We start from the raw sequence: 23,911 nt of genomic DNA on the forward strand, positions 1-23,911 counted from the left end.
AGACGCCTCGACGCTCACAGTATGGTGAGTGGCTTATCAGTACCATCATCAAATTAATGCAGTAAACGGGATATGACATGGCAGTTTTACACGAGATTGTGCGTGCACTGTGGCATCAGGATTTTGCCGTGCTGGCCAATCCCGACGTGATTAAGATGGTTTATGGCGTTATGTTTATCACTCTCCTGCTGGAGAATGGTTTGTTACCCACCTCCTTTCTGCCTGGCGACAGCCTGCTATTGCTGGCTGGCGCAATGGTTGCCAAAGGCGTGATGGAATTTGTACCAACGATGGTTATCCTGACCTTTGCCGCCAGCCTCGGCTGCTGGATCAGCTATCTGCAAGGGCGCTGGCTGGGTCATACGCGGATAGTGAAAAAATGGTTGATGCACCTGCCTGCACAGTATCACCAACGGGCATGGAATTTGTTTCACCAGCATGGCCTGATGGCTCTGCTCATCGGGCGTTTTCTGGCTTTTATCCGTACTATCCTGCCAACGATGGCGGGAATTTCCGGCTTGAAAAACGGCCGTTTTCAGTTATTCAACTGGCTGAGCGGCGTATTATGGGTCGGGATACTGGTCTCGTTGGGCTATGCCATCAGCCAGGTGCCATTTATTAAACGTCATGAAGATTTGGTGATGGCGATACTGATGCTCCTGCCGCTGGGGCTATTGTTCACTGGGCTGATTGGCTGCATCACGCTGGTACTGAAATGTCGCAAATCCTCGTAAAACGCCGAATAAAGGCATACTGACCGGAAATCCGCAATCAACCGGTCAGATCGTGGACAACAACATTTCGTTTGCGTCGTTATGAACGGCTGATACTCCCGACAAGATTCCGCCAGTTCTCACCGCCCTGACGCATACGGGTTATCTCTTCTCCCGGCGTCACGCCAAAATAGCGCTTAAATTCACGCGAGAATTGCGAGGCGCTCTCATACCCGACCCGCATTGCCGCCGAACTGGCCTTCAGCCCTTCATGCAACATCAACATTCGCGCCTGATGCAGCCGGTAACTTTTCAGATACTGCAACGGCGAGGTGCTGGTCACCGCTTTAAAGTTGTGATGAAAAGCCGATACGCTCATGTTCACTTCGGCGGCCAGTTGTTCAACACTGAGGTTATCAGTGTAGTGGTGTTCAATACGCCGTAGCGCACGAGCAATCTGGCTGAACTGCGTCTGCCGGCTGACCAACGCCATTAGCGCCCCGCCACTCGGCCCCAACAGGACATGATAGAGGATCTCACGAACGATCTGTGGCCCCAGAACGCGTGTATCCCGCGGATTTTGCAGTACATCCAACAAACGTCCGGCTGCGTCCAGCATCGCTTCGGTTAGTGGTGAAGAGTGAATACCCCGCGTTTGCGGCTGAGGCTGGAAGCTGTCGTCATCACCGATATCAATCAGCAGATCCTGCAACTTTACCGGATCAACGGTTAACAGAATACCGGCCAGCGGCTCTTCCGGGGTGGCGAACGTTTCGCATTCAACCGAAAGCGGCACGGTGAGCATCAGGTACTCGGTGGCGTCATAATGGAAAACATGGTTACCCAGATAGCCAGTTTTCCGTCCCTGAAACAGAATAACGATCCCAGATGAATACAATACTGGCGTACGCCCACTCGGCTGGTTGGCATAAATCAGACGGATATCGGGTAAGGAAGCGATCGACGACGCGTTCGCAGTGACCAGATTGATAACCTGGCCGGCAAGTCGGGTACAAAGGGTATTGCGATCCATAATCAGTTCTCTTGCCCAGAAATTGTCTGATGTCATCCTGCCTGATCCGCCAACAATCCTCCAGACTCATGGAGAAACAGGCAAGAAAAGAGCAGGAATGTGTCTTATTCTAACCCCTGCTATATCCCCTAAACAGAACAGCGCGCAGGACAAAAACGTTAACGCGTTGTTGAACTAACCCCCCGGTCATCCTCGGTAATGGTCAGGGTCAGCGAACCGCTGCCCGGTTTCCGGAGAATATTAACGCGGTGGACTCATCCGTCCATCGTCCTGCCGGGAAGCAGGCGCTGTATGATGGTTCACCTCTGGTGCCATTTATGCACCTCAGGCACGCCATCATCTTACCGACACGCCAGTAATGACCGCATGACAAAGATGACATTTTTAGTTATTTAGGGTACAGCACGATCACCAATGGCAGAAAGGACCATGCGTCGCGACTCGTTTTAGCCGACATCCCGCTAAACTCAACTAAACTTAGTATCACTGACTGGCGCATTGGGCCAGTTCATCCGCTGAAAAGGAGGGATCATGGCAGAGCAACCGGTAATTAAACTCCACGATGGCAACACGATGCCGCAGATCGGTCTTGGCGTCTGGCAGGTCAGTATTGATGATGCCCGTAAAGCAGCGGTTAAGGCGCTGGAGGTCGGCTATCGTTCCATTGATACCGCCGCAATCTACAAAAATGAGGAAGGAATAGGTCAGGCGTTACAGGAAACTGACGTGGCGCGAGATGATATTTTCATCACCACCAAATTGTGGAATGACGACCAGTTGAATGCGGAAAAGGCGCTGGAAACCAGCCTGAAAAAACTGCAACTGGCAAGCGTCGATCTGTATCTGATGCACTGGCCATGCCCGGCCAAAGACCACTATGTCGAAGCATGGCAGGCGATGATTGCGTTGCAGAAACAAGGTCTGGCCCAAAGTATCGGCGTCTGCAACTTCCAGGAGGCGCACCTGAAACGTCTGATAGATGAAACCGGCGTCATCCCGGTGGTGAACCAGATTGAGCTACACCCCATGTTCCAGCAACGCGCACTGCATGCGTGGAATGCCCTGCATCATATCCAGACTGAGTCCTGGAGCCCGCTGGCACAAGGCGGTAAAGGGGTATTTGATCAGGAAGTGATTAAAAACCTGGCGAAGAAATACCATAAAACCCCGGCGCAGATTGTGATCCGCTGGCATCTGGATAGCGGACTGGTGGTTATCCCGAAATCGGTCACGCCGTCGCGCATTGAGGAAAACTTCGCGGTCTTCGATTTCCGCCTCGAAAAACCGGAAATCAGTGAGATTGCGACCCTGGACCACGGTAAGCGTCTGGGGCCGCACCCTGAACAATTCAACTGACATGCTGGATACGGGCAGCCTGACGATAAAATAGAGTTGAAAGCCCCGCACAATACCCGTCGGGGCTTTTACCTTTAATCCCTGTAGATTAAATCGCGGGCTGTACCTGCAACTGCCCCGCGGAGCCGCGATCTGCCATTTCCAGAGTCTGGCTGTAGTAAACGAAAGGGAAGTGATCAGATGACGGTTGAGTGAAGGAGACCAACAGCTCAACACTGCCGTCGACCCAAACAGTGTCCTTCCAGCCGCGATCCTCGGCCATCGGCTGCGCACCATTAATGCTTTTAATCAGGAACATCACCCCCTGAATATGAAAGGCCTGCGGCAAATCGGCATGAATGACCCAACGCTCGAAACTGCCCTGCTGCACCAGGGTGTCAATGCGTTTCATATCCCACAACGCCCCATTGATGCCCGGCGTCGAATCCCCCAGGCGGAATTCCCGTGTGCGGGTGACGCTGCCGTCAATAAACGGCGCCGTCTGCAATCGCATCGGCAGATTATCAGTGACCAGCGGCAACAACCCGGTCGGACGCAGTGTCAGGATCATGGTCGACGTCAGAATGCTCGACGGTTCAAACAAGCCGCGCAGGCGATCAATTATCCCTGCGGCCATGCCAGCGGTAATGGAAACTTCATTACCCTGGCTCATATCAACCAGAATCTCCCGTCGTTCGCCTGGTGCCAGAGAAAGCTGCTGTACTGCCACGGGCGCAGGCAGGAAACCCTGATCACTGGCAATAACGTTAAACGGGCGATTGTCATTCATCTGCAACTGATAACGCCGTGAATTAGACGCGTTCAGCAGGCGTAAACGTACCCAGCCGCGTGAAACATTAACAAATGGATTCTGCACACCATTCACCAGCAACGTATCACCTACAAAACCGCCGCTGTCGGGCTGCTCATATTCCGGCGTCCCAAAATTATCGAGCCGTTTGTCCTGAATAATCAGCGGGAAGTCGTCCACGCCGTAGTGTTTTGGCAACGGTAACGCTTTGCTGATTTCATCTTCCACCAGCCACAGACCGGCCAGCCCATTATAGACATGCCGCGCCATTTTGTTTGGTGTGTTAGCGTGATACCAACAGGTCGCGGCCGCCTGGCGGACAGGTACCACCGGCGACCAGTCCACACCGGGCGACATCAAACGGGGAGCGCCACCCGCCAGCGCGCCGGGGACCTGCAGGCCGGCAACGGTCATGGCCACCGATTCAGCGAGGCGATTACTGTAAATCAGTTTGACGTCATCACCGCTCCAGACACGAACTGTCGGCCCAAGATAGAGGCCGTTGATCCCCCAAACCTCCGCTTTACTGCCATCGGTGAATGACCAGTGGCTACGCTGCAGGGTGAGAAAAATAGGCTGTCCACGGCGTGACTCCACCAACGGAGGAACCGGTAAAGCGGTACCCGCTCCGGCAGCCAGCGCACGAGAAGGCAACGCACTGGCGCACAGCGCAATGCCCGAAGCCTGAATAAACTGACGTCGACTGAAGGACATGAAAACTCCGTAACCGAAAATGCAGCCTGCTGACCCGGCTGCTAGCCATTTATTATGATCCTGATAAATGCTGTGTTGTCCGTTGTGACCCGGTGCGTTAGCTCACTATATTTTCCCGGAAGCTTCGCGTTCGGCCACTTCGGCGTTAAGTTCTTCCAGTTTGGCCGCCATCAGTTCACGGCAGTGGGTCGCCAGTTTGCGCACAGACTGATCGACGAAGGCACTGGGGTCCACAGGCGGCAGCATCTCGACAATCACCAAACCGTTTTTCAGCCGGTTCAGTTTGATTTTGTCGTGAGTATTGCTGATAACCACGGGAATAATCGGCACACCCGCGGCTATTGCGGCATGGAAGGCACCGGTTTTAAACGGTAACAAACCGCGCCCCCGGCTACGAGTCCCTTCCGGAAACATCCAGAACGAAATTTTTTTCTTCTGAAATTGCGCGATCAATTCACTAATAGTGCCATGCGCTTTGGTACGGTTATTGCGGTCAATCAATAAATTACCGCTCAACCAGTACAGCAGGCCAAAGAAGGGGATCCACAGCAGGCTTTTCTTGCCTACTGTCACCGTGGTGGGCTGCACGATATTCGCTGCGGTTACCATGTCATAATTATTCTGGTGATTGGCAATATAGATAGCATTCGGAAAGTTTTCCGCGCCAACGGGTTTTCGCTGCTCAACTTTGATGCCAAACACCACCGCCAGATAGCCAAAGAGATGACCAAAAGTAGCGACATGGCGGGGATTACGTGGGCTAAACAGACAATATATACATCCCAATACACACACCAATAGCGAATAAATAATCACCACGAAAAAGCGTAAAATTGCGAGCATCACATCCTCGTTATTGCTTTCATAACCTGCCCAGGCGGGACAGCGGGGAGATTATATCCTGAATTAACGAAATACGCTGCCGTTCATCGGGTTAGCGACATGATATTGCCGCTACCCCGTCGATTACTCTTCGCTGTCAGCCGCTTTCTGCCGGGCTGGCGCGTCCACGTCAATGCGGTCAATCTTCTGCAAGCCACGCGGCAGCAATGTTCCTCGCCGTCCACGTTCAGCGCGGAATTTGTTCAGGTCATCCCACTTCATGGTAAGTTTGCGCTTACCAACGTACAGAGTCAGCGACGTTTGCGGGGCTAACAGTAACAGCCACGCCAGTTTATCCTCGCCCGACGCCGCCTGAGCGGAAGGAATGGAAACGATTTTGTTCCCCTTGCCTTTCGCCAGTTGTGGCAGTTCCGCCACCGGGAACATCAACATTCGACCTGCCGCAGTGATCGTCAGTAACATTTCATCATCGTTCTCGATAGCGATTGGCGTCATTACCTGCGCATTCTGCGGCAAACTCAGCAACGCTTTACCGGCGCGGTTACGCGAAATCAAATCGCTGAACGTACAGACAAAACCATAACCCGCATCCGAAGCCATCAGCAGTTTTTGTTCATCGGCGGCCATCAGAACCTGCTCAATAACGGCACCTGGTGGCGGCGTCAGCTTGCCAGTCAGTGGTTCTCCCTGCCCTCGTGCGGAAGGCAGCGTGGCCGGATCCAACGTATAACTGCGGCCCGTGGAGTCGATAAACGCCACCGGCTGGTTACTCTTACCACGCGCGGCAGCACGGAAGCTGTCCCCCGCTTTGTAACTCAGTCCGGCAGGATCGATATCGTGCCCCCTGGCGCTGCGTACCCAGCCCATCTGTGACAACACAATAGTCACCGGTTCAGACGGCACCAGTTCGCTTTCGCTGATCGCTTTCGCTTCTTCACGCTCACGCAGCGGCGAGCGACGGTCATCACCATAAGCCTCGCTATCAGCCTGCAGTTCTTTCTTCAACAGCGAGTTCATTTTGCGTTCGGAAGCCAGGATGCCTTGTAACTGGTCACGCTCTTTCGCCAATTCATCCTGTTCACCCCGGATTTTCATCTCTTCCAGTTTGGCGAGGTGGCGTAATTTCAACTCAAGGATTGCTTCAGCCTGGGTCTCACTGATACCAAAGCGCGCGATCAATTCTGGCTTCGGTTCGTCCTCGTTACGGATGATGTGAATCACTTCATCAATATTAAGGAACGCAATCAGTAAACCTTCGAGAATATGCAGGCGTTTGAGCACTTTTTCCAGACGGAAACTCAACCGACGGCGCACCGTCTCACGCCGGTAAACCAGCCACTCACTGATAATCTCCAGCAGGTTTTTCACCGCCGGGCGGTTATCCAGCCCAATCATATTGAGGTTAATGCGGTAGCTTTTTTCCAGATCGGTTGTGGCGAACAGATGGTTCATTACCTGCTCCAAATCCACCCGGTTGGAACGCGGGACAATCACCAGACGCGTCGGATTCTCATGGTTTGACTCGTCGCGCAAATCCTCCACCATCGGCAATTTTTTATTGCGCATCTGGGCAGCAATCTGCTCCAGCACACGGGCGCCGGAAACCTGATGCGGCAGTGCGGTGATGACCACATCGCCGTCTTCTTTTTTCCATACGGCCCGCATACGCACCGAGCCACGACCATTCTGATAGATCTTACGGATTTCATGACGTGGAGTGATGATCTCCGCTTCCGTGGGATAATCCGGCCCCTGCACGATGTCCAGCAACTCATCCAGGCTGGTTTTCGGCGCGTCGATCAGTTTGATCGCCGCCTGCGCCACTTCCCGCAGATTATGCGGTGGAATATCGGTGGCCATCCCCACGGCAATACCGGTGGTGCCATTCAGCAAGATGTTCGGTAGACGCGCCGGCAGGATCGCCGGTTCTTGCAATGTACCATCAAAGTTCGGGATAAAATCGACCGTTCCCTGCCCCAGTTCCCCCAGCAATAGCTCGGCGTATTTTGACAGGCGGGATTCGGTATAACGCATCGCGGCGAAGGACTTCGGATCATCCGGCGCCCCCCAGTTCCCCTGTCCGTCTACCAGCGGGTAACGGTAAGAGAACGGCTGCGCCATCAGCACCATCGCTTCATAACAGGCGCTGTCGCCGTGTGGATGGTATTTACCCAGCACATCACCGACTGTACGCGCCGATTTTTTAAACTTGGCGCTGTTGCTCAGGCCCAGTTCCGACATCGCATAGATAATACGGCGTTGAACCGGCTTCAGACCATCGCCAATATATGGCAACGCACGGTCCATGATCACATACATGGAATAGTTGAGGTAGGCCTCTTCCGTAAACTTATGCAGGGCACGACGCTCTGCACCATCCTGCGTCAGATCACTCATTACTATTGTTCCTCACATCGCGGCGCGATCAGCATGCCACATCGGGGTCGTTTGGCGAGGATAGTACCTTATCCAGGCAGGTTCTGTCACAGGTAACCGTGACAGGAACACCGATTACGGCGGGGAACTGACTTTCCCCGCCAGAAGGGGTTATTTAGCGCCCGCCAGCCATTCTCCCGTCACCTGCGCGTATTCGCCGCTGACGTTGCTCAAATGCAGCCACTGATCGACATACAGTTTCCAGCTTATGTCGTCACGCGGCAGCATATAAGCCTTTTCGCCATACTCCATTGGCTTTTCTGGATTAACGGCACATAGCTGAGGATAATGTTTTTGCTGGTACATCGCTTCGGATGCGTCGGTGACCATCACGTCCGCTTTTTTATCCAGCAATTGCTGAAAGATAGTAACGTTATCATGGAACAACGTCAGATTTGCCTGTGGCAAATAGCGATGAGCGAAGGCTTCGTTAGTGCCGCCCGCAGGCTCAATCAGCCGCACGGAAGGTTTGTTCAGTTGTGCGATAGTACGATACTTCGCCTTCTCTGCACAGCGTACCAGTGGGATTTTGCCATCGGAGCCGAGTGGCACGGCGAACCATGCGTTCTGCTGGCGCTTCAGCGTAACCGACACCCCACCCAGCGCGATATCGCACTGCTTGGCGAGGAAATCCTGCGTCAGGGTTTTCCATGTGGTAGGCACCCATTTAACCTGCGCCCCCAGACTTTGCGCCAACAATCCAGCCATGGTCACATCTATTCCTTCATATTGTCCGTCCGCTCTCAGGAAACTGTAAGGCTTGTAATCGCCAGTGGTACAAACCGTCAGCACTTTACTCTGCAATACCCGATCCAGATGCGACTGTGCACTGGCACTGCCTGCGGCAACCAGCAGCAGCGTCGTGATCCCTGCTTTTATCATGGTGGTGTGTCTCATTGTGTAATAAGAAGAAAAGGAAATCCCGCCTGTTGCCCACCCATTGTGACTTAAATAGCCAGAGACTTGAATTATTTGGAATAGATAATCAAAATCTGTCGAACGGCTTGCAAAATATACCGCGAATGTTTTTGAATAACACTGACACTCACGTTACTGTTGTACCAGCCACTCACTGGCATGAACGTTATCACGACACCTTTCCCAGGGAACCCTTATGCTCACTGTCATTGCCGAAATTTTCGTCAAACCAGGGCGCCGTAACGCTGTCCTGCAAGCCATTGAGAAACTGACGCCTACGGTGTTACAGGAAGAGGGCTGCGGTAGCTATCAGGCACTGATCGACCATCAAGCCCAGGTTCCATGGAAGCAGCATTCGCCAGACTCGATCTTTATGATTGAGCACTGGAAATCCCTGCGCCACCTGGAGCAGCACCAGCAGGCTGAGCATATGGAACAACACCGCGCCAGGATCAAAGAGGACGTGCTCAGGGTGAAAATTTTAGTGCTGGAACCGGCGAAATCAGCATTCCTACCCGCGGGGTAGATCGATCTATTCCGCTTACAGTAGCGGCTTACTGGCAATCTGCTCGCTGAGAAAATCCAGAAAACAGCGAATGCGCACCGACAGCGAGGTATTGCGATAATACACCGCGTGGATCTGATGGAACATACACTGTGTCTCGGCTTCCAGCACCGGTACCAACCGTCCACAAGCGCGATCTTCCCGGCTGAGAAAATCAGAAATCCGCACGATCCCCTGGCCCTGTATCGCCAGTTGTCGCAACGTTTCGCCGCTTGAAGCCGAAAGGGTCGGCTTTATCTGCAAAAACTCCCCTTCCCGCCGCCACACTGGCCAAACATTATGCTTATCCAGTTGGCTGAACCCCAGTAATCGGTGACGGGCCAGATCGTCCACGCTGGCAGGATGACCATATTTCGCCAGATACGCTGGGCTGGCCATCAGTTGCAGCTTGCTACACCCCAACAAACGGGCGTGAATCGTGGAGTCCTGCAAATCGCCAATCCGGATAGCGATATCGGTCTGCTGTTCCAGTAAATCAATCACCACATCATCGGTGTTCAATTGCAACTGGATCAGCGGATAACGGGCCGTGAATTCATCCAACAGCGGCAGGATAACGTGCAACATAAAAGGCGTGGCGGCATTCACCCGCAGTCGTCCTGATGGCGTAATCCGCCGTTGCGCAAGACTGTCTTCCGCCCGTTCAACCGACTGCAAAATCTCCCGCGCATGCTCAAGAAACAGCAGTCCTTCTTCCGTCAGCGCAATGCGTCGGGTTGTACGGTGCAGCAACGTGGTTTGCAGCTTACTTTCCAGGCGGCTCAGCGCCCGACTGATGCCGGAAGTGGTCTGGCCCAGTTGCCCGGCGGCGGCAGTGATGGACCCGCTATCCACCACCCCCACCCAGGCGCGCAGTTCTTCAAGCGTGATCTTCACGGGGCGCTTTCCTGAGAAAATAATAATAAGAAGCGACCGGTCGGTCGCCTCCAGGAAAGCGCAGTATAAATTTTTTTACCGCCGGGGAAAACATTTCCTCTTTGTCTGTCCCTTCCCTTCGCACATTGGGTGCAGTAGGGTTATTTCTCGCCGCGACAATAATAGCGGAAAGAATACGCGACATAAAAAAACAATCGGTTAAAAAAAGTTATTTTATCCTTTTCGGCGCAAAAATAACCTTAAGGATTACCGTATTCACTATATTTCCGCTGCGTGGCAATATGGTCTGCAATATATTTCGCATCATGCCAGACGCCCCAAATAAACGTGGAGCCACGACGGGAAAGCCACGGTAAACCTAAGAAATACACCCCGGCCTCACTGGATACCCCACGCTGATGTTTCGGTTTGTTATTTTCATCAAAGGCATCCACCTTAAGCCAGCTATAATCAGCAACATACCCTGTGGCCCAAATAATGGTGGTGATACCGGCTTCTTTAAGATCCAATTCAGTCACGGGATTGACCATACAGTCAGGATCAGGCAGGAAATGACGCGCCTCGGGCTCTTCCGGCAAATCCAGACCATTACGGGCGATATACGCGTCGGCGGCATCCAGCAGCGAGAGATAGTTAGCATCGCCGTTGGCGATATTGTCGGCCAGATCGGTCTGGAAAGTGACTTTGCCATCAGCAAAAGCGCGGGTCAGCCCCACCAGATTAACGCCCTGATATGCCAGCTTACGAAAATCAACAGTGTGACCGCCACGCGCGCCACTGACGGCAATGGTCACATGCTCTTTACCTGGCTGGCTGGCGGCGGCATCCCACAGGCCGAGTACACCCAGCCACCAGCAGAAATCCCGCTGACGATAAGCACGTGGCGGCCGGTCATGTGGTCCAACAGACAGGTAAACCGTTTTGCCCGCGCGCTGCAATTCATCGGCTATCTGGACCCCTGATGAACCAGCACCGACCACCAGCACCGCGCCTTCAGGCAATTGCTGCGGATTGTAATACTGCGCCGAATGCAACTGATGCAAACTGGCGTCCTGCGGCGCAATCGCTGGAATAACCGGGCGCTGGAATGGGCCGGTAGCCGCCACGATACGGCGAGCTTCAATGATGCCTGCGGAGGTTTCCACGGTAAATCCCGGGCGCCCTTCATTACGTACCGCGCTTTTCACTTCCACGCCGGTACGGATCGGCGCGGAAAATTTTTCCGCATAAGCCACAAAATAATCCGCCACCTGCTCTTTTGGCACAAAATCATCGGGGCCAAAACCGGCGAAAGTCATATTGGGAAAACGATCATGCCAGGCCGGGCCATTGGCGACCAGCGAATCCCAGCGTCCTGTGCGCCATGCTTCAGCAATACGGTTTTTTTCCAACACCAGATGGCTGATGCCCAATTTCGTCAGGTGTTCGCTCATCGCGACACCAGCCTGCCCTGCGCCGACTACCAGCGTGTCAATTTCGGTTTTTTCAACGGTCATCACTGCATCCTTAATAAGGGCTAAAGCATCCCGCAGATCATTGACGTCACAGCAAACACCTGCACCCTCAGTGATAATTAACTGAGGGGGAGACACGTCATCACCATTGCTGCAACGTCAAGTATGAGGGGACTTCGTCATACGCCAAGATTATTGAACTGTGGCATGACGGTAAATTAGTAAAAAACGAACCCCTGAAGATAAAATAAAGAGGCAGTCACTGCGGCTGAATACCCGGCGTTATATTGCCAGGCAGAATAAAAAATAATTCAGCGTGTTATCGCTCAGGCTGCCTCTGCATCGATAATTCGCAAAGATGAAAATATCAGGTTGAAAGTAACAGGCTCTGTTGTGCGTCCCACCCCAGTGACACACGATCACCAATTTTCTCACCGGACATGCCATTGCTACGTACAATGAAGCGTTCGCCACCTGCCAGCGCCACCACCAGCCGTGTTTCTGAACCAGCATAAATCCGCTCGCAGATCTCACCGTCCAGCGCCGCCGCACCGGACGGCTGAATGTGGATATGTTCCGGTCGGATAACCAGCGAGGCTTGCCCCTGTACAGTCGCCGAATCCGGCAGCGCGAAATCGCCCTGTCTGGTCACCAGTCGCCCCGCGCGGACTTCGCCGCTGAGAATGTTGGACAAACCAATAAATCCCGCGACAAAGGTCGAATTTGGCTGCTGATAGATAGCCTGCGGCGTGTCAATCTGCACTATCCGTCCTTCATTCATCAGGCAGATACGATCGGACAGCGCCAGTGCTTCTTCCTGATCGTGGGTAACAAAAATAATCGTGGCGCCCGATTCGCGGTGGATACGACGGATTTCCATCTGCATGGTCTCACGTAACTGACGGTCCAGCGCCCCCAGCGGTTCATCCATCAGGATGATCCCTGGCTGATAGACAAGGCAGCGCGCCAACGCGACACGCTGCTGCTGTCCGCCGGACAGCGCGCGCGGGAAGCGCTGCGCGGCATGGCCCAACTCCACCATCTCCAGCGCGTCCCTGACTTTGCGGGCAACCTCGGCGGCAGGCAACCGACGCATACGCAGCGGGAAAGCGACGTTTTCTGCAATAGTCAGATGCGGAAACAGCGCGTAGTTCTGAAACACCACGCCAATGTCGCGTTGGTGTACCGGGGTCCAGGTTTCGTCCCTGCCATCAATCAACAGACGACCAGAAGTCGGTTCCGTCAGGCCGCTAATTATCTGCAACAAGGTGGTTTTACCTGAACCAGAGGATCCCAGCAGGGTCAACAGCTCCCCCTTGCGTACCGTTAAATCCAGGTCCTGCAGGACTTTCGTTGGCCCGTAGTACTTGGCTATCTGCTCCACTTTTAACTTCACGGATGACATGATTTCTCTCCTTACTGCGCGCGACGTGAACGTTCAGCGATAATAAATAACACCGTCACCACCAACAGGATGATGACCGATGCGGCGGCCAGCGTCGGCGTCACCGACAGCAACACGTCATCCCACATCTGTTTTGGCAGGGTCTGCTTAACACCGCCGCCGACGAACAGCGCCACCGTCAACTCTTCAAAGGAGTTCAGGAAGCCAAAGATAAACGCGGCAATCAGGCTACTTTTAATCAGTGGCAACGTTATCTCCCGCAAGGTACGCCAGCGACTGGCACCCAACGTTTTTGCCGCCTGATCCAGGCGCCAGTCATAGCCTTTAAAGGTGGTCAGGATAATGATGAACACCACTGGGATAGCCATCACCGTATGGCCAAGGATGATGCCCAGATCCGTTCCCACCAGCCCAAGGGTGGCAAACAGGTAGAACAACGAGACCGCGGTAACGATATTGGGAATAATCATCGGCAGCAGGAAAGTCATCACCACCAGGCTGCCGGATTTTCCCTGATGACGGGCCAGACCCAACGCCGCAGCGCCCGCGATCAACACCGACAGTATGCCGGTGACCAACGCAATACCGAACGAACGTAGCGTAGCGCCAGTCCAGACCGGTGAGCCAAGATACGTCTCCATCCAGCGCAGCGAGAAGCCCGGTGGAGGAAATTGCAGAAAGCTGGAACTGCTGAAAGCCATCGGCAGGAACGACACCACCGGCAACACCAACACCAGAATCACCAGCACGCTGAAGCAAGGCAGCAACCAGCCAACGGTCGTTCCTCCAGGAAGAAACGCCAGTATTTTCCCTACCCCATCGGTCATTTTCGCGGCACCTGCGGTGACCGCTTGTCCCAGACGGCGAACAGACTTGCCGCTGGCATGACTTTCACCACCGGAAATCGCCGACAGACCAAACAGTCGGTCATAGCAGAAGCACACAATCAGCGTAGTCAGCAACAGCAACATCGCCACCGCGCCAGCCAACCGCCAGTTAAGCAGTTGCTGCACCTGGGTAATCAGCAGTTGACCAATCACCGAATCCTGTGGGCTACCGAGCAATGCCGGGGTGATAAAGAAGCCCAACGAACCAATAAAAATAAGCAGGCAAGCCGCCACCACGCCAGGCATGGAAAGCGGGAAAAAAATGCGCCAGAAACTCTGCACCCGTGAAGCCCCCAGGGTGTGGCCTGCGCGCATCAGCCCATGATCAATGCCGGTCATGGTCGGCAACATGGTGATAATCGCCAACGGCAGCATACTGTGCGCCATCGCAAAGACCACCACGCCGCGGGTATAAAGGATGTTCAGCGGCTGGTCGGCGCCCATCGACATCAGGATTTCCGACAGAATGCCACGCCGCGAGAGTACCACCAACCAGGCGAAATTTTTCAGCAGCGCACTGGTCCAGAAAGGTAACAGGATCAACCACATTAGCCGTCTGCGGGCATTTTCACTGCGTTGCGACAACCAGTACGCCACCGGATAACCGACTAACAGACAGCTCAGCGTGGTTTGCAGCGCAATAACGAAGGTATTGATCATGACCTTCACATAGATCCCAGCACCAAACATCTGGCGCCAGACATCCAGCGAAAAGCCGCCGTCGTTCCCATGGAAACTCAGCAGCATCAATTTCAGGGTGGGCCAGGCGAGAAACAGCGCCAGAAATAACAAACCCGGCGCACTCAGCCACAGGGGATGCCAGCGTCGCTTCGCAGTCGGCATCATTTTTTTCGCCTCAGAGGTTGCAAGTTCGGACAAGGAATTTTCCTCACAAAAAACGGGTGGCGCTTACCGCGCCACGACCAGGATTAACTCATTACCCACTTTTCAAAACGTTCCGTCAGCGCCACCTGGTTATCACCCCAGTAGTCCGCGCCTAACTGTGCCAGCCCCTGGATATGATCCGGCGCCGTTGGCAACAGGGCGGCCTTTTTCTTATCGATAAAGTCATAGGCTTTAATATTGGTCGGGCCGCAGGCCAGATCATTGGTGTACATCGACTGACGTTTTGCATCCATACAAAACTGGATGAACTGACGCGCCGCTTCCAGCTTCGGACTGCCATGCGGGATAGTGAAGCCATCAATGTTATAGAGACCCTGGCCCCAGGCGATTGACGCTGGCGTACCGGCATCAATCGCTGTCTGGGCGCGGGTACTCCAGATGCTCATCATATCCAGCTCGCCGCTCTGCAACATCTGCGTCGCCTGTGCGCCACTGGTCCACCAGACATCAATACTGCTGCGGATTTTATCGAGGCTGCGGAATGCCCGATCGACATCCAGCGGATAGAGTTTTTTCGGATCGACGCCATCGGCCATCAACGCCAGTTCCAGCGTACACACCGGGCTACGCCACAGACCGCGGCGACCTTTGAATTTGGCGGTATCCCAGAAATCAGTCCAGTTAGTCGGCGCGGTCTTGCCGTCGAAGGTATCGGTACGGTAACCCAGCGCCAACGCGTAAATGCTCACACCGCCGAACTGCGGGGTGATCGCGCCCTTGACATAATGCTCGGGATCCGCGACCTGGAGATGCAGATCCTCCAGATACGGCTTCGGCATTTTGTTCAGGCGCACCAGGTGTTCCGGGTTGAGCAACGCCACATCAAACAGGTAACTTTTGGTATCTACCATCATCTGGAACTGCGGTACCGGATCCGGCCCCAACACCGTATTAATAATTTTGATCCCGGTCGCTTCTTCAAAGGGTTTATAAAACGCTTTGCTGAATCCCGTACCGTATGGGCCGCCAACATCGGCGACCGTCAGGGTCGTGACCTCTGCCGCCCGCGCCGGACGGCTGATGATCATCGGGGCAACCGCCGCGGTGACCGCCGCCCCCATACCCAGCTTAAGTGCATCACGACGAGTGTACTGTTTATTTTCTTTCATCCTGACCCCTTGTTATCCCCGTCATACTTCAAGCCACAACCGCGTGGGTCCCGCCTCACTGACCACAGTAAGCTTATCGGGAGTCCTGCCTGATACCGCATGATTCAGCCTGATGGCTTCGCCCCTGTGGGGGCGGCCATCAGGCCACGGCGCATTCGCGTTTTGCTCCTGCAACTCGAATTATTGTGGGGTGTTATCATCACAAATAATGTTATATACCGGCACAGATGCCGCTGATTTTTACGCCTGTTCCTGCGCTTTAATGGCGCAGTTAACCTCATCAATCAGTTGATCGATTGCCTCATCGGCAAAATGCTGACGGAAACGACGATCAAAGGTGGTGAAAATGCTGAAGAACGAGTTTTTACAATGCTCCAGCATCCGGTCAGCATCGGCGGCATTCACCGACAACTGCGTCTGCAGGAAGCGATTGAAGTATTCACGCGCCAGTGGGTTCTCCAGCACGAAAATCGGCTGCGTGTCACGCGAGATCAAGCGATACTGCGCAACGGTACTGAGGCAATGCAGACTGGCCTGCAACGGCAGATCGCGAGAGTTTGTCCCAACGCTGAGCTGTACTTCCCCGCCTTCGAGCACCCACTGCTGACGACCGGTGTGGTAGTAACGTAAATCGGCGGCGGGTACCGTCAGCGTCACGCGACGTTGTTCGCCAGGTTGCAACTCGACCTTGCAGAAAGCACGTAACTCCTGGCGTGGACGCCTACGCGGCGAGTGCGGATAGTGACTGTATAACTGACAAATTTCTTTCCCGGCACGCGAACTGTTATTGTGCAGCGTGAAGCTGACGGTCACCGTTTCGCCATCGCGCAGGCTGTCGCGGTCGAGTACAATGTCGCTGTAGACAAACTGGCTGTAGCTCAGCCCGTAACCAAACGGGAACAACGGCTCGACATTGCGGGCGTCGTACCAGCGATACCCCACGAAAATCCCTTCACTGTAATAATGACGGCCATTCTCGCCAGGATAGCTGTGCCAGCCAGGAATATCCTCGATACGTTGTGGGAAGGTCACCGTCAGCTTACCGCACGGGTTAACCACACCGAATAACACCTCTGCCAGGCCACCGCCCATCGCCTGCCCCGCGTAAAAGGTTTCCACCACCGCACTGACTTCCGCCAGCCACGGCATCACCACCGCATCCGGATTGGCCAGCACCACAATCACCTTGTCATGCACCGCCGCCAGGGCACGGATCAGTGCATCATGGCCCTGCTGTAAGTCCAGTGTGCGGCGGTCAGAACCTTCGCCGTCATAACCATCTTCACTGTTGACAAATACCAGTACACGATCGGCCTGACGCGCGGCGGCACAGGCTTCTTCAATCAGTGACTGATGCTCAGCCGCCTCGTCGCTGGTCCCCTGGCACCAGCTCACATCCATGCTGTCGCCGGCATATTTCAGGATTTCATCGTAAGGAATATCCACCCGCGTCGGCGTGGTAGTGGCACAGCCCGATCCCTGAATAACCGGTTTCTTCGCGCCTTCACCAACCACCAGCAAATGGCGACAATGTGCCGCGTCTAACGGTAAAGCCTGTTGGTCGTTTTTCAGTAGCACGATAGATTCAGCCACCATCCGACGCGCCAGGGCATGATGCGCATCGACATCCATTGGCGTACCCGGTTTTTCCGCCGCTTTCGCCTGCTGGACCAGGCCGAGGATACGTTCCGCTGAACGTTCAGCCTGCTCACGCGGCACGGCTCCCGTTTTCAGGGCATGAACCAGGCTGGCTTTGCGCGTTTCACTTTCCGGCATGTCGAGGTCGTTGCCTGCCATCAGCGACAACGGGCGATCTTTAATCCCGTGCCAGTCCGCCACCACCACGCCTTTGAAGCCCCATTCTTTACGCAGTACCTCTTCCAGCAACCAGTGATTTTCAGCGGTATGCACCCCATTCAGTCGGTTATAGGAACTCATGACTGTCCAGGGATGCGCCTGCTTAACGGCACGTTCAAAACCACGCAGGTAAATTTCCCGCAGCGCCCGCTCATCAACGATGGAATCCATGCTGGTGCGTTCCACCTCGCAGTTATTACAGGCGAAGTGTTTCAGGGAAGCTCCCACGCCCTGCTGTTGCAGGCCGTTGATCACCCCGCTGGCTATCTCGCCGCTGATCAGGGGATCTTCAGAATAATATTCGTAGCTGCGACCGCCCAGCGGCGTACGACGGATGTTGATGCCCGGTCCGAGCAGCAAATGCACACCAAGATGTTGACACTCTTTCCCCAGCGCCTCACCCAGAGTCTGCGCCAGATTGACATCCCAGCTACAGGCAAAACTGGAACCATTAGGGAAACACGTGGCGGGGCGCATCGTCCCCCAGGCTACTTCAACGTCTTTTGCGCGCTGATTGACAACATTAAGAAAGGCCGAGAAATCCTGGCCGCCCTTTTCATCCTGTTCGATCTGTTGGATGGAGTAACGTACACCGTAGGTGCCATCTGTCATGACCATATGGGGGATCCCCAGGCGTGCATTGGCTTCGGTTTTCCACATGCCGTGACCACTGAGAATGTCGCCAAGCTCTTCCGGGGTCATTGATTTGGCCAGAGACAAAAAATGTTGAGATAAAACAGTGCTCATGCCGGTGTTTTCCTGTCAGATAAAAGCGGCGAGCGATCGCCACATAATTCGCTGGCCTTCAATATGGACTGCCTGGACACCGTGGCGAAAGAAGTAAAATGTTGCTCTCTGAAATTAAAAAAACTATCCAAAAAGGGGGGTTAAATAGCCATATCAATAGCGAGAAATATGCGGATAATATCGTCAGACCCGTTGTTCAATTGCGCCAAAATAGTACCAATGCTCCACCATGCGGCAGCGAAATGCACAATAACAGGGCACCCTTCCCACGCCATACGACGTTATCAGCCAGATAGCGCTTATTTCGTCTGGCACAGTTATTGCTTTTGTTCCCTTGCATCGCTTTTTTGTTCTCACAGAAAGCTCTGACATAACCAAATACTAATCAGAGAGATCACCTGCCATGGCTCACTTCACACTTCGTCAGCTTAAATATTTTATTACTGTGGTTGAGCACAAGAGTATTGCCGAGGCCTCACGCCATCTGCATATCGCTCAACCCTCGATTTCAACCGCGATAAAAAGTCTGGAAGAGAGTTTCGAACAACAGCTTTTTATCCGCCATCACGCCCAAGGAGTTTCGCTGACCCCCAGCGGACGCCGCTTTTATGAAAAAGCCGCCGAATTGTTGCGCATGTCCCGGCAGTTTGAGCAAAATACCAGAGCGGATAATGACATGGTGGCCGGTACGCTTTCCGTCGGCTGTTTCGAAACCGCCGCGCCTCTTTATATGCCGAAGCTGATTGCCGGTTTCAAAAAACTCTATCCGAATATTGAAGTGCAGATCTCTGACGGCGAGCAGCATGAGCTCACCGATGGTTTGCACCGTGGGCGTTTTGATATGGCCATCCTCTATCGCCATGAGCTGGACAGCAGTATCCACGCCGAACCATTGAAAGCGCCGCAAAAACCCTACGCGTTGCTGCCTGCCGACCATCCGCTGGCCCTGCGCAACAGTGTCAGTCTGGAAGAACTAAGCGTTGAACCGATGATCTTGCTGGACGTGGTACCCAGCCGGAACTATTTCCTTGATATTTTTAAACAAAAGGGGCTGTCACCCAATGTCGCCTTCAGTTCGCCGTCGATCGAGATGGTTCGCTGTATGGTGGGTCAGGGATTTGGCTTTTCCTTGCTGGTGACCCGGCCTTTTCCAGACTTTACCTATGACGGCAAGCGCGTGAAACGGGTGACCATTCGCGATGAGATGGAGGGTTCGTGCCTGGTGATGGCACATTTACGCCATGCCGAGCCCACGCGTCCGACACAGCTGTTTATGGATTACTGCCGTTCTCAGGAATTAACGCCGGAGCACCTCAGCAAATCCGAGATGCTCCCGCTGTCAGCGGCTTAAACTGTTTGTAGCCAGTGACACAGGCGGAGCAGAAAGTCGTCGCACTCCGCCAGTTGTTGCAGGCTGATAAACTCATCGGGCTTATGCCCTTGCGCCATTGAGCCAGGACCGCACACCAGAGTCGGAATGCCATGCTGCTGGAACAATCCGCCCTCGGTGCCAAAGGCCACCGTATGTAATGCGTCCGGCGGCGGCAGTAACGCCAGCACCTCATCAATCGCCGCACTGTTCGCGGTTTGCAAACCGGGATAGTGACTCAACGGGCTAAAGGTAATCGCGCAGTCCGGCGAAACACGCCGCATCTGCGGCAGCAACTCTCGCTGGCACCAGGCAGCCAGTTGATCCAGCATCGGCTGGACTTCCACGCCAGGCAACATACGGATTTCAAAATCAAACTGACAGTGGGCTGGCACGATATTTAACGCCTCGCCGCCACGAATAACGCCGGTTTGCAAGGTAGAGAACGGCGGGTCGAAGGCGATATTTTGTTGCAATTGCAGTTGTTCCGCCAACGCCATTAACCGCTGAATAATCCGCACGGCATATTCAATCGCGTTCACCCCTTGCGGGGTATAGGCCGAATGGCTGGCGTGGCCAGTGACCTCACAGCGCAGGGCGATTTTGCCCTTATGCCCAAGGATCGGTCGCATCTCCGTCGGCTCGCCGACAATACAGACCGCGGGCAACACCGGCAGGTTATCAACGTGGGCCAGCAAGCCAGGCACACCTTTGCATCCCACTTCCTCATCGTGACTGAACGCCAGCCACACCGGCTGACGCAGCGGTCGGGTCACCAGATGTGGAACCAGCGCCAGTACCGCCGCCAGCCAGCTTTTCATATCCGCCGTACCCCGACCATATAACCGGCCATCAGCCTCGTGCAGGATAAACGGCGAGCTATGCCAGCGCTGGCCGTCAACCGGCACCACATCGGTATGTCCCGACAACACAATGCCGGCCTTGTCCTGCGGTCCAATCACCGCCAGCAAGTTGGCCTTTTGCCCGCTCTCATCCAACAATATCTGACTGTTGACGCCGAATCCGGCCAGATAGTCACGGACATAGTTGATCAACGCCAGATTGCTCTCGCGGCTGACGGTATTGAAGGCAACCAGATCAGCCAGCAGTTCCCGCGTGCCGGGCTTACTCATCGCCAGGCACCCCATAGCTCGGCGCGTCGACCGGATTAATCGCGCGCGTCAAATACGCTTCGCTCTGCGGTTGCCACCGTTGCCACAGTCGTGCCAGTTCGCCAATCGCATCCTGTTCGTGCCAGTCTACCCGCAGGTCGGTCAGCGGCCAGCTTTCGCTACTCACCACCTTCATTCCGGCGGAATACACCGGTCCGGCTTCCCCACCTTCCTGTAAACCCGCCTGCAACGCGGCAATCAGCCGGTCACCCAGTGATTGCTGCGGGTCGCGACAAAATACCCTGACCATCGCCTCGATAACCGTTGGACTGGCCAACATATTTCCCGCCGCCACACAATTCAGCCCCTGACAGTGATGATGAGTGCCCAGCGTATGCGCACCGGACCAGACGGCGCTCTGTTTGCTGTTCAGTACCGTCACCTGCCGCCAGTCGGCAAACGGTTCTGCCGCCATTTCCGCTGCCAGCGCGTCGGGGGCGTTTTCCCCCTGCGCCAGCCGCGCGAGAATTTTCGGCCCCAGCGCGGGCAACGTCACGTTCTGGCTGGAAACCGCGCCCACACCGCTCATCAGCCACGGACAACGAGCAGCCACCGCGATGCTGGATGAACTCAGGGCAATGCCGTACTGGCCGCTGCGAGGACAAAAACCGGCAATGGAAAAGGTCATGTTATGCCTCCGGGATCACGGCAATCACATCAATTTCCACCAACCACTCTGGCTGTGCCAGCCCGGAAACCACCAGACCGGTAGAGATAGGGAACACCCCTTTCAGCCATTTGCCCACTTCCTGATAGACCGGCTCGCGATAACGCGGATCGATAATATAGGTGGTGGTTTTAACGATATGGCTGAGGTCGCTACCGGCTTCCTCCAGCAGTTGCTTGATGTTTTTCATCGCCTGTTCCGCCTGCTGTCCCGCATCGCCCAGCCCAACCAGGTTGCCTGCAAAATCGGTCCCGACCTGGCCGCGCACATAAACGGTATTACCCGCCCGAACCGCCTGGCAGAGGTCGTTATTCAACGTCTGGTTGGGATAGGTATCTTTGGTATTAAACATGCGGATGCGGGTATGTGTTGGTTGACTCATCGTCGGTTCCTTACAGATCTGAGGTTAACGGAAGCCACTGTGCGTGCCGCTACCGCTGCAAAATAGTGGTCTCATTTTGGCTACCAACGGCGCAGAAAATAAATAATGATTTTTATCTACAGGGCTTAGGGGAAAACTGGTTTCGCCGAGCCTCGTTTTTTTGGTGTCAGAGCATAAAAAAATACACATTTATCTTTTTCGCTCATCATGAACATACTCACGCCTGGATAATTGAGGAACTGGCTATGCATTCCACTGTTAGAACGTTACCGCTGATCACCCGGGATGCGTTGATCAACGCGATGGAAAGTGGGGTGAGCGGCGTGTACATCATCGCCACTGATGGCGCGGGAGGCAAGGCTGGCGGCACGATCAGCAGTTTGACCTTCGTTTCAGTTGAACAACGTCTGCTGATGATTTGCCTGCACCGTGACAGCCCGCTATGCCCGGCCATTGAGCAAAATAGCGGCTTCAGCATCAACATGCTGTCCGAGGGACAAAAACCACTGGCCCAGAATTTTGCCACCGCCAGTCGTCATGCTCAGGCTTTCGACCCGGCGCACTGGAGCGAAAGCGCCGGGGGGCATCCGTTGTTACACGGCGCGGTCGCCAATTTTGACTGCCAACTGGTCAATCAACTGGTGCTGAACAGCTACGTTATCCTGGTGGGTGAAGTCAACGCCGTTCATCGCCATCCTGGGGTTCCCCTGGCCAGACAGGCTCGTCAGTATGTGCTCATCCAACGGGATCCAGCGTAATATCCCTGTTTTTGCTCTACCCGGCGGTGCTGACCGCCAATAAAAAATAATCGACCTGCGTCCGAAGTATAACGACTATCACCTGCACCGGAGATGAAAGTATGACCCCCAACCTGCGCCTCAACACTATCGCTCAAGGTTTGACACTGACCCTGCTGGCGGCAACCACTTATGTCCAGGCAGCCGTCATGACGCCAGGGAAATTGACCGTCGGCAGCGATATCACCTTCCCGCCGTATGAATACCTTGATGGCAAAACACCTGCTGGTTTCGATATCGAGTTTATTAACGGGGTGGCGAAAGCGATGAAGCTGGAACCCCACTATGTCGATACCCGTTTCACCAGCCTGATCCCGGGCTTACAGGCGAAGCGCTATGAATTGATCGCCTCAGCGCTGTTTATTACCCCTGAGCGCCGTAAAGTCATCGATATGATCCCTTACCTGAAGACCGGCGAATCATTGCTCACCCTCAGCAGCAGCACCTTCAAACCGAAAAAGCCGGAAGAATTATGCGGTCACAAGGTCGGATCGATGCAGGGCACTTACTGGCTGGAGAAACTGCATACCCTGTCTGCCGATTACTGCGTAAAACAGGGGCTTAAGCCGATTGCGGTCAGCGAATTCTCAACCGACCCACAGGTGACTCAGGCCATGCTGTCCCACGCGGTAGAAGTACAGATGACCGATGCGGCGGTTGCCAGCCAGGTCGTGGATAAGATGAAAGGCCGTCTGGTGGTGACCTCTGATACACTGCTGTATCCGGTACTGATCGGGCTGGGAGTCAGTCAATCCAATCCGCAATTCAAACAGCAGTTAATCGATGGCATTACCGCGTACAAAGCCAGCGGCCAGTATGCCGCTCTGGTGCAGAAGTACCATCTTGCTGAACCGCAGGACGCCGACATTCAGGCACTGAAACAGTAACCGTAGATTTTCGGGCGGGAGAGCAAGC

At 54.4% G+C, this 23,911-nt stretch carries 20 protein-coding genes; 6 read left to right on the forward strand and 14 right to left on the reverse strand.

Annotated elements, in window-relative coordinates; all coding sequences use genetic code 11:
* Positions 1-77: 77 nt before the first annotated feature.
* Entirely contained in the window at positions 78-734 is a 657-nt protein-coding gene (locus EH228_RS06665; RefSeq protein WP_152320889.1) for a DedA family protein, read from the forward strand.
* A gap of 79 nt (positions 735-813) precedes the next feature.
* Here EH228_RS06665 and EH228_RS06670 read toward each other — a convergent pair whose 3' ends face one another.
* Positions 814-1,746, reverse strand: coding sequence for an AraC family transcriptional regulator (locus tag EH228_RS06670; protein ID WP_152320987.1), 933 nt, complete (start codon positions 1,744-1,746; stop codon positions 814-816).
* A gap of 531 nt (positions 1,747-2,277) precedes the next feature.
* Here EH228_RS06670 and dkgA point away from each other — a divergent pair.
* On the forward strand, positions 2,278-3,102 hold the full coding sequence (gene dkgA / locus EH228_RS06675) for a 2,5-didehydrogluconate reductase DkgA (protein WP_152320890.1): 825 nt from the start codon (positions 2,278-2,280) through the stop codon (positions 3,100-3,102).
* Positions 3,103-3,190: 88 nt separating this feature from the next.
* On the opposite strand, the gene ftsP is transcribed toward dkgA, so the two are convergent.
* The 4 genes from ftsP to EH228_RS06695 form a co-directional block, all read right to left on the reverse strand.
* Positions 3,191-4,606, reverse strand: a complete 1,416-nt coding sequence (gene ftsP, locus EH228_RS06680; protein WP_152320891.1) for a cell division protein FtsP — start codon at positions 4,604-4,606, stop codon at positions 3,191-3,193.
* A gap of 105 nt (positions 4,607-4,711) precedes the next feature.
* The gene (locus EH228_RS06685) at positions 4,712-5,449 is read right to left on the reverse strand and encodes a 1-acylglycerol-3-phosphate O-acyltransferase (RefSeq protein ID WP_152320893.1); all 738 of its coding nucleotides are present in this window, start codon (positions 5,447-5,449) and stop codon (positions 4,712-4,714) included.
* 123 nt (positions 5,450-5,572) lie between these two features.
* Positions 5,573-7,846, reverse strand: coding sequence for a DNA topoisomerase IV subunit A (gene parC, locus EH228_RS06690; protein ID WP_152320894.1), 2,274 nt, complete (start codon positions 7,844-7,846; stop codon positions 5,573-5,575).
* A gap of 150 nt (positions 7,847-7,996) precedes the next feature.
* A complete protein-coding gene (locus tag EH228_RS06695) occupies positions 7,997-8,767 on the reverse strand; it encodes a transporter substrate-binding domain-containing protein (protein ID WP_193323287.1) in 771 nt (256 codons plus the stop codon).
* A gap of 232 nt (positions 8,768-8,999) precedes the next feature.
* Here EH228_RS06695 and EH228_RS06700 point away from each other — a divergent pair, with 232 nt between their 5' ends.
* On the forward strand, positions 9,000-9,329 hold the full coding sequence (locus EH228_RS06700; RefSeq protein ID WP_152320896.1) for a putative quinol monooxygenase: 330 nt from the start codon (positions 9,000-9,002) through the stop codon (positions 9,327-9,329).
* Between the two features lie 15 nt (positions 9,330-9,344).
* Here the strand turns inward: EH228_RS06700 and EH228_RS06705 are convergent, their stop codons facing one another.
* From EH228_RS06705 to EH228_RS06730, 6 genes are all read right to left on the reverse strand, one after another.
* The gene (locus EH228_RS06705; RefSeq protein ID WP_152320897.1) at positions 9,345-10,244 is read right to left on the reverse strand and encodes a LysR family transcriptional regulator; all 900 of its coding nucleotides are present in this window, start codon (positions 10,242-10,244) and stop codon (positions 9,345-9,347) included.
* A gap of 239 nt (positions 10,245-10,483) precedes the next feature.
* Complete coding sequence (locus EH228_RS06710) at positions 10,484-11,740, reverse strand: flavin-containing monooxygenase (protein ID WP_152320898.1); 1,257 nt, start codon at positions 11,738-11,740, stop codon at positions 10,484-10,486.
* A 325-nt stretch (positions 11,741-12,065) separates the two neighbouring features.
* Positions 12,066-13,103, reverse strand: coding sequence for an ABC transporter ATP-binding protein (locus tag EH228_RS06715; protein ID WP_152320900.1), 1,038 nt, complete (start codon positions 13,101-13,103; stop codon positions 12,066-12,068).
* 11 nt (positions 13,104-13,114) lie between these two features.
* On the reverse strand, positions 13,115-14,869 hold the full coding sequence (locus tag EH228_RS06720) for an ABC transporter permease subunit (protein WP_240116244.1): 1,755 nt from the start codon (positions 14,867-14,869) through the stop codon (positions 13,115-13,117).
* Between the two features lie 50 nt (positions 14,870-14,919).
* The gene (locus EH228_RS06725; protein ID WP_152320901.1) at positions 14,920-16,005 is read right to left on the reverse strand and encodes an ABC transporter substrate-binding protein; all 1,086 of its coding nucleotides are present in this window, start codon (positions 16,003-16,005) and stop codon (positions 14,920-14,922) included.
* Between the two features lie 240 nt (positions 16,006-16,245).
* Positions 16,246-18,609 carry a glycoside hydrolase family 3 C-terminal domain-containing protein gene (locus EH228_RS06730; RefSeq protein WP_152320902.1) on the reverse strand — a complete coding sequence of 788 codons (2,364 nt, stop codon included), beginning with the start codon at positions 18,607-18,609 and terminating at the stop codon, positions 16,246-16,248.
* Between the two features lie 403 nt (positions 18,610-19,012).
* Between EH228_RS06730 and EH228_RS06735 the strand changes: the two genes are divergently transcribed.
* Positions 19,013-19,960 carry a LysR family transcriptional regulator gene (locus EH228_RS06735; RefSeq protein WP_152320903.1) on the forward strand — a complete coding sequence of 316 codons (948 nt, stop codon included), beginning with the start codon at positions 19,013-19,015 and terminating at the stop codon, positions 19,958-19,960.
* On the opposite strand, the gene argE is transcribed toward EH228_RS06735, so the two are convergent.
* The 3 genes from argE to EH228_RS06750 are packed head-to-tail and all read right to left on the reverse strand — an operon-like array spanning position 19,957 to position 22,199.
* Complete coding sequence (gene argE, locus EH228_RS06740) at positions 19,957-21,111, reverse strand: acetylornithine deacetylase (RefSeq protein ID WP_152320905.1); 1,155 nt, start codon at positions 21,109-21,111, stop codon at positions 19,957-19,959. The genes EH228_RS06735 and argE overlap by 4 nt on opposite strands.
* Positions 21,104-21,778, reverse strand: a complete 675-nt coding sequence (locus tag EH228_RS06745; protein ID WP_152320906.1) for a DUF1028 domain-containing protein — start codon at positions 21,776-21,778, stop codon at positions 21,104-21,106. Before EH228_RS06745 ends, argE begins: the two co-directional genes overlap by 8 nt.
* Before the next feature lies 1 nt (position 21,779).
* Positions 21,780-22,199 carry a RidA family protein gene (locus tag EH228_RS06750; protein WP_152320907.1) on the reverse strand — a complete coding sequence of 140 codons (420 nt, stop codon included), beginning with the start codon at positions 22,197-22,199 and terminating at the stop codon, positions 21,780-21,782.
* Between the two features lie 245 nt (positions 22,200-22,444).
* Between EH228_RS06750 and EH228_RS06755 the strand changes: the two genes are divergently transcribed.
* Positions 22,445-22,957 (forward strand): flavin reductase family protein, encoded by a 513-nt coding sequence (locus tag EH228_RS06755; RefSeq protein WP_152320909.1) that lies wholly within the window; start codon positions 22,445-22,447, stop codon positions 22,955-22,957.
* Between the two features lie 101 nt (positions 22,958-23,058).
* Entirely contained in the window at positions 23,059-23,883 is an 825-nt protein-coding gene (locus tag EH228_RS06760) for an ABC transporter substrate-binding protein (protein WP_152320911.1), read from the forward strand.
* The last annotated feature ends 28 nt before the right edge of the window (positions 23,884-23,911 follow it).

Source organism: Erwinia endophytica, from assembly GCF_009295515.1.
Classification (GTDB): domain Bacteria; phylum Pseudomonadota; class Gammaproteobacteria; order Enterobacterales; family Enterobacteriaceae; genus Erwinia; species Erwinia endophytica.